The 6953-nt window shown below is 66.2% G+C and carries 8 protein-coding genes; 4 read left to right on the top strand and 4 right to left on the bottom strand.

Annotated elements, in window-relative coordinates:
- Positions 1–24 precede the first annotated feature (24 nt).
- The 4 genes from AC07PA_RS17100 to AC07PA_RS17115 form a co-directional block, all read right to left on the bottom strand.
- Positions 25–957, bottom strand: coding sequence for a fumarylacetoacetate hydrolase family protein (locus AC07PA_RS17100; RefSeq protein WP_494606722.1), 933 nt, complete (start codon positions 955–957; stop codon positions 25–27).
- Positions 958–1000: 43 nt separating this feature from the next.
- Positions 1001–1963, bottom strand: coding sequence for a Bug family tripartite tricarboxylate transporter substrate binding protein (locus AC07PA_RS17105; protein WP_494606720.1), 963 nt, complete (start codon positions 1961–1963; stop codon positions 1001–1003).
- Between the two features lie 106 nt (positions 1964–2069).
- A complete protein-coding gene (locus AC07PA_RS17110; protein ID WP_494606718.1) occupies positions 2070–2654 on the bottom strand; it encodes a malonic semialdehyde reductase in 585 nt (194 codons plus the stop codon).
- Between the two features lie 222 nt (positions 2655–2876).
- Entirely contained in the window at positions 2877–3665 is a 789-nt protein-coding gene (locus AC07PA_RS17115) for a GntR family transcriptional regulator (RefSeq protein WP_494606716.1), read from the bottom strand.
- A gap of 182 nt (positions 3666–3847) precedes the next feature.
- Here AC07PA_RS17115 and AC07PA_RS17120 point away from each other — a divergent pair, with 182 nt between their 5' ends.
- From AC07PA_RS17120 to AC07PA_RS17135, 4 genes are all read left to right on the top strand, one after another.
- A complete protein-coding gene (locus AC07PA_RS17120; protein WP_494606714.1) occupies positions 3848–4096 on the top strand; it encodes a cysteine-rich CWC family protein in 249 nt (82 codons plus the stop codon).
- 42 nt (positions 4097–4138) lie between these two features.
- Complete coding sequence (locus AC07PA_RS17125; protein WP_007850839.1) at positions 4139–4327, top strand: 4-oxalocrotonate tautomerase; 189 nt, start codon at positions 4139–4141, stop codon at positions 4325–4327.
- A gap of 84 nt (positions 4328–4411) precedes the next feature.
- Positions 4412–5908 (top strand): DHA2 family efflux MFS transporter permease subunit, encoded by a 1497-nt coding sequence (locus AC07PA_RS17130; RefSeq protein WP_494606711.1) that lies wholly within the window; start codon positions 4412–4414, stop codon positions 5906–5908.
- 29 nt (positions 5909–5937) lie between these two features.
- Positions 5938–6705, top strand: a complete 768-nt coding sequence (locus AC07PA_RS17135) for a class II glutamine amidotransferase (RefSeq protein WP_145697023.1) — start codon at positions 5938–5940, stop codon at positions 6703–6705.
- Positions 6706–6953 lie beyond the last annotated feature (248 nt).

Here is a 6953-nt window from a genome sequence, read left to right on the forward strand (position 1 = left end):
GGGGCGGGGATGGTGCGCGCTGTTTCAGGAAGCCGCGGTGACGTGGTTTTCGATGGCACCGATCTGCGCGATCGAGGCCACCATCACGTCGCCCGGCTTGAGGAACAGGCCGCGCCCCATGCCCACGCCCGTGGGCGTTCCCGTGGCGATCAGGTCGCCCGGCTTGAGCGTGAGGATGCTCGACAGGTAGGCGATCTGTTCGGCAATGTTGAAGATCATGCCCTTCGTGCTCGCGTCCTGCATGCTCTCGCCGTTGACCGTGAGCTGCATGCGCAGGTCCATCGGGTCCCCCACGCAGTCGCGGGGCACGAACCAGGGACCCAGCGGTGCGAAGGTGTCGAAGCTCTTGCCGCGGAACCAGTCGTGCGAGAAGGGGTAGTCCGTGCGGCGCGTGAGGTCGCGGGCACTGACGTCGTTGATCACCGTGTAGCCGGCGATGTGCGCGTAGGCATCCTGGAGTGCGATATTGCGGCCACCGCGGCCGATGACCACCGCCAGTTCCACCTCCCAGTCCAGCTTCATCGTGCTGGCGGGCATGACGACAGCCGTCTTCGTGGGCGTCACGCTGGTCTCGGCCTTCAGGAAGATGTAGGGCGAGCTCTCGCTGCGCGCCGCCAGCTGGGTGCCCATCTCCGCGGCATGCTCGTAGTAGTTGGATGCCGTCGCAAAGATGCGGGCGGGCGCATAGGGAACGGCCAGCGCACCCTCTTGCCGCGGTGGCTGGATGCGCCCCTCGCGGATGGCCAGCGCGGCCGACTCCAGCGTCTGCAGCGTGGGAGCAGACGCGTCCCAGCTCGCCAGCAAGGCCCCCAGCTCGACGGGCACCGGCTGCGCGGCGGGCGTGACCGCCTGCACGGCGGTTTGCGCATCGTAGACAGCATTGTCGACCACCAGGCCCATGCGCGGCGCCGTGCTGCCCGTGCCTGCCATGTAGGTGGCAATTCCAAACCAGTTCATTGCAATTTCCTTTCTTGAATTCATGCAGTTGCGGGCCGCTGCCTCACTCGGCGCGGATCCCGGAGTTCTTGAGCACCTTGCCCCACATCACCAGCTCACGCTGGATCTGCGCACCGAATGCGGCGCGCGCCGTGAACAGCGGCACCACACCGGCCTCTTCGAGCTTTTGCAGCACCACCGGGTCGTCCTTCATGCGGAGCACCTCCGCGGCGATGCGGTCCAGCACCTCGGGCGGCGTGCCTGCGCGCGCCACGAGGCCATTCCAGGTGGTGACTTCGTGGCCGGGAAAGGTCTCGGCGATGGTCGGCACGTTCGGCAGCTCCTTCGAGCGCGTGGCACTGGAGATGGCCAAAAGACGGATCTTTCCCCCGCTCGCCTGGGAAATCACCTCCGACGGGCTGGCCGAGTACATGTCGATCACGCCGCCCAGCAGGTCCGTCATGGCCGGGGCCCCGCCCCGGTAGGGGACATGCACCATGTCGATCTCGGCCCGCTTGGTGAAGATGTAAGCCGACAGGTGGGTGAGCGCCGCCGCCCCTCCGCTGCCGTAGCTGAGCTTGCCGGGCTGCTGTCTGGCCAGGGCCACCAGTTCCCCCAGGTTCTTCACCGGCAGTGCGGCCTTGGTGGCAATGACGAATGCATTGGCCCCGATGTTGACCACCGGCGCAAAGTCTTTGGCCGGGTCGTAGTTGAAGTTCGGGTTCACGAAGGGCGCCGTGACCATCTGCGTGGCCGTGGCCATGAACAGGGTGTAGCCATCCGCCGGGGCCCCGAGCACCTGCTTGGCGGCGATGAGGCCCGAGGCGCCGGGGCGGTTGTCCACCACCACGGCAGTGCCCAGCGCCTTGGTGAGATGGCTGGCCGTGAGGCGCGCGATCGTGTCCGTGTTTCCCCCCGCGCCGAACGGCACGACGATGGCGATGGGCTTGGCCGGCCAGGCCTGCGCGAGGCCGGTAGTGGCGCACAACGCCAGGGCAATTCCTGCGAGCACTCGGTACATTGTCATCCTTTCGTTTTTATTTGGTATACCAAGAATACACAAAAAATACAAAACCTCAATGAGAGGCTTCCCCACCCTGCGTGCCCGGCGGCACGGGGGGCGTGCCCGCGGCCTACAGCACCGAGCAGGCCTGGTCAAACGGCAGCCGCGGCAGCCGGCCGAAAAGCCGGGCGGGATCACCTTGCCCGAGGTTGCACAGGAAGTTCACGCGGCATCGGCCGTCCGGGAAGAAGCGGGTGTTGACCAGGGCTTCGTCGAACCCGGACATGGGACCGCAGTCGAGCCCGAGGGCCCGGGCGGCCAGCAGGAAGTAACCGGCCTGCAGCGTGGCATTGCGAAAGGCCGTGGTCTCGGCATGGCGCTCGTCGCGGGCAAAGCTGTCGTACAGCCCAGGGTTGTGCGGGAAAAGGGTCTCGGCGTGTTCGTGGAAGCGCCGGTCATAGCCCAGGATGCAGGTCACGGGTGCAGACGCCGTCTTGGCCACATTGCCCGGGCTGAGGGCAGGCAGCAGGCGCGCCTTGGCTTCGGGGGTGACCAGAAACAGGATGCGCTGGGGCGCGCAGTTGGCGCTGGTCGGGCCCCACTTCACCAGGTCGTACAGATCGCGCAGCAGTGCCTCGGGCACCGGGGAGTCCAGGAATCCGTTGTGCGAACGCGCGCCCTGGAAAAGCGCGTGCATGCCTGCCTTGTCGAGCATCACCAGTCCTTGTCGAAGTTGAAGAGTGCGAGCGCCCCCATCCGGTCGCCGGCACCCACCACGACCCGACGGCGCTTGCGCCGGCAGAGACGGTGGAAGACGCGCCTGCGGCCGATGGCCGGGCCGCCCTGCAAAGCAGGACCGACAGCGCGCAACCGAGCACGGCACCTTCTGAAGAAGCTGCCGCGATTCTAGGCGATCTTCATCACCTGGTATACCAAATTATTTTTTGGTATTCTTTGAGGCAGGCATCTTGGCCTTGCGTGCAGCGCGGGGCACGCCCATCTTCACCGAGGGCGCTGCCGTCGAACGGGCACGCTTGCCTGCTGGCGGCGTCGGGGAGGGCGCCTGCTCCACGGTGTTTTCGGCCTCCTTCGCCTGGCGCAGGGCCCGCAGCGCCGCATTGCCCAGGTGCGCGTTGTGTGCGCGCATGGCGAGGTAGGCCTTCTCGCCGTGGCCCTCGGCGATGGCCTCGACGATCTCCTTGTGGGCATCGTGCGATGTCACCAGGCGGTCCGTCTCGGCCGGGTGGTACTGGCGGTAGGGGCTCAGGCGATCACGGATCTCGCCCACCATCTGGCTGATCACCGCGTTGTGCGCGCCTTCGAGGATCAGGCGATGCAGTTCGCGGTTGGCCTCGAGGTATTTGTCGAGGTCGCCATTGGCCACGTATTCGTTGGAGCGCTCGTGGATGTAGCGCAGTTCGGTTTTTTCCATGGTGGTCATGGACTCTGCGGCCAGCCGCGCGCACAGGGCCTCCAGCTCGCAGTCTGCGTGCAGGATCTCGGCCAGCTCCTTGACGCTGATTTCCATGACAACCACACCGCGCATGGGCAGCAGCTGCGTCAGCCCACGTGCGGCGAGTTGGCGCAATGCCTCGCGCACGGGAGTGCGCGACACGTTGAAGTGCTCGGCCAGCACCCGCTCGTCGAGGCGGGTGCCGGGTTTGAACTGACCGCTGATGATCAGTTCGGAGATCTGGGACTGAACTTTGGCAGCAATGGTGGACATTGTATTTTTTACCCTTGCAAGTGCGTTCCATTCTAGCCAGCTGCACACCAGGAGGATGCAGCCCGAACCCGATATCGATCCTGAACCAGGAACCCGATGCCGCGGTGCGCCCTTTCGCCGACCTCGGGAACCCCGGCTGGTGCCCCCCACAGGGCACTGCCAGCACCTACACTGCACAGGCCATGTCCCACGACACCCTCGCGCCTTCCAGCCCGTCCCGTTGTCCCCTGTGCGGCCAGCCCAACCAATGCGCCGTGGCGGCCGGTCTGCCAGCGCAGGAGTGCTGGTGCATGAGCACCCCGGTGTCGCCCGTGGCGCTGGCACGCCTGCCCGCCGAGCAGCGGGGCCTCACCTGCATCTGCGCGGAGTGCGCGCGCGCGCCGGTCGGCAGCGCTGCAGCGAACGAGACGCCGGGATCCCAGCCGATATGATTTGCGCTTTTCACAACCCCCTTTTCCTAAAGAAAGCACACCATGCCCACGTACCACGTCGAAATGATGGAAGGCCGCACGGTCGAACAAAAGCGCAAGCTGGTAGAGGAGATCACCCGTGTGTCCGTCGAGGTGCTGGGTGGCTCGCCCGAGTCGGTGGACATTCTGATCACCGACATCAAGCGCGAGAACTGGGCCACGGGCGGCAAGCTGTGGTCGGAGCGGACGTAGCAGGTACATGCCCATGGGGCGCTGCGCCTCTTCGCCCCTTTCTCGGCGGCCCTCTTCGCCACTGATAGCCAGCCCAACCCCTCCATGACAACACAGCCGTCTTCCGGGTCCCTCGCCGCCCTGCGCGAACGGCATGGCGAGCGTTACCGCTGGCTGTTGTTGCTCTCGGTCATGGTCGGCACGATGGCGTCGATCATGTCCTCGACCATCGTGAACGTGGCCATCCCGGACATGAGCCATTACTTCACTCTGGGCCAGGAACGCGCCCAGTGGGTGACTTCGGGTTTCATGGTGGCCACCACGGTGTCCATGCTCACCACGCCCTGGCTGCTGTCGCGCTATGGCTACCGCGCCACCTACGTGGGCGCCATGCTGCTGTTGCTGGCCGGCGGCATCGGCGGTGGGCTGGCGCGCGACTTCGGCCTGGTGCTGCTGGCGCGCGTGGCCGAGGGCCTCGCGGCCGGTGTGGTGCAGCCCATTCCAGCCGTCATCATCCTCTACGCCTTCCAACCCCATGAGCAGGGCCGTGCGAGCGGCATCTTCGGCATGGGCGTGGTGCTGGCGCCGGCGATCGGCCCGAGCATCGGGGGGCTGCTGGTCGACTGGTTCGGCTGGCGCTCCATCTTCTTCATGGTGGTGCCGCTGTGCTTGGCCTCGATCTGGCTGGCCTACAAGTTCGTGCCGGTCACGGCTCCGGGCGGCGTGGCCGCCAACCGCAACGGCGAAGCGCTCGACTGGCGCGGCCTGGCACTGGGCACGGCTGGCACGCTGTGCCTGCTCAACGGATTGGTGGCCCTGCATGGGGGCACCGTGTCGGAGGCCATCCTGCTGCTGGCGGGGGCCGTGGTGGCCACGGGCCTGTTCATCGGCTGGCAGCGCCGGCAACTGGGGCAGGGCCGCAAGCCGCTGATGGACCTGCGGCTCTTCCAGTACCGGCAGTTCGCCATGGGCAGCATTGTGGCCTTCATCTATGGCACGGCGCTGTTCGGATCCACCTACCTGCTGCCGGTGTTCATGCAGCTCGGCCTGCAGCTGTCGGCATCGCATGTCGGCACCATCATGCTGCCCGCGGGCTTGGTGCTGGCCATCACCATCGCGATGGTGGGCCGGCTGGCCGACCGGCAGCCCACGCACCTGCTGGTGAGCATCGGCCTGGCCCTGCTGGCCCTGTCGTTCGGCCTCATGGTCGTGGTGGGCCTGGGTTCCCCGCTGTGGATGCTGGTGGTGTTTGCGATCCTCGGGCGCATCGGGCTGGGCTTCATCCTGCCATCGCTCAACCTGGGCGCCATGCGGCCGCTGGACAAGTCGCTGATATCGCAAGGCTCCAGTGCCATCGGCTTCCTGCGCATGCTCGGCGGGGCTGCCGGGGTGAGCCTGTGCGGCATCGTTCTCGAATGGCGCATGGGCGCGCATGGGGCCTCGCTCGCAGCGGGCGCCAGCAACCCGGCACGCATCGCCGCCTTTGGCGAGACCTTTTTGATGCTGACCGCGCTGTGCCTGCTGGCCCTGGTGGCGGCCTGGCAGCTGCGCGAAGCGCCTGCGGCACCGACCAGCGACACCCCCTCTCCACCCCAGGCCTGATGGCCGACTGATCCGGACCTCCTTCGACCATGTGCCAACTGCTCGGTATGAACTGCAACACGCCGACCGACGTGACCTTCAGCTTCACCGGCTTTGCACAGCGCGGGGGCAATACGGGGGACCATGCCGACGGCTGGGGCATTGCTTTCTTCGAGGACCGGGGCCTGCGGCATTTCGTGGACCACCTGCCGGCCGTGGATTCGCCGGTGGCCGAGCTGATCCGCCGCTATCCGATCAAGAGCCGCAACGTCATCGCGCACATCCGCAAGGCCACCCAGGGCCTGGTGAGCCTGCAGAACTGCCACCCCTTCGTGCGCGAGCTCTGGGGACGCTACTGGGTGTTTGCCCACAACGGCGACCTCAAGGACTTCCGGCCGCGCCTGCATTCGCATTTCCACCCCGTAGGGGACACGGACAGCGAGCATGCGTTCTGTTGGATCATGCAGGAGCTGGCCAAGTCGCATGCCAGCGTGCCCAGCATTGCCGAGCTGACCCTCACCCTCAAGGAACTGGCCGCGCGCATCGCGCCGCACGGTACCTTCAACTTCCTGCTCTCCAATGGGCAGGCGCTGTGGGCCCATGCGTCCACGAACCTGTACTACATCGAGCGCAAGCACCCGTTCAGCGAAGCGCAGCTGTCCGACGAGGACGTGCGCATCGACTTCGCGACCCAGACCACCGCCTCCGACCGCGTGGCCATCATCGTGACGGCTCCGCTCACGGTCAACGAAGACTGGACGGCCTTCGGCAAAGGTGAATTGCTGGTCTTCGTGGACGGGCAGCGGCAAGGCTGCTGATCCCAGGGGCGCACACGCGTCCGATCGACACCCGATCGTCGTTCACACCCGCCAGAGGCCAGGTGTGCAAGCGCGTGCTGCAATTTTTGCTCATCCCCCTGCGAGACGAAGCGCAATTTTCGTTTCCCCAAACGCAAAACCCCCCAGTCCTTTGGGGACTGAGGGGATTTGGGGCTGTAAGAGCCTGACGATGACCTACTTTCACACGGGAACCCGCACTATCATCGGCGCAAAGTCGTTTCACTGTC

Source organism: Acidovorax sp. GW821-FHT09B03, from assembly GCF_059418305.1.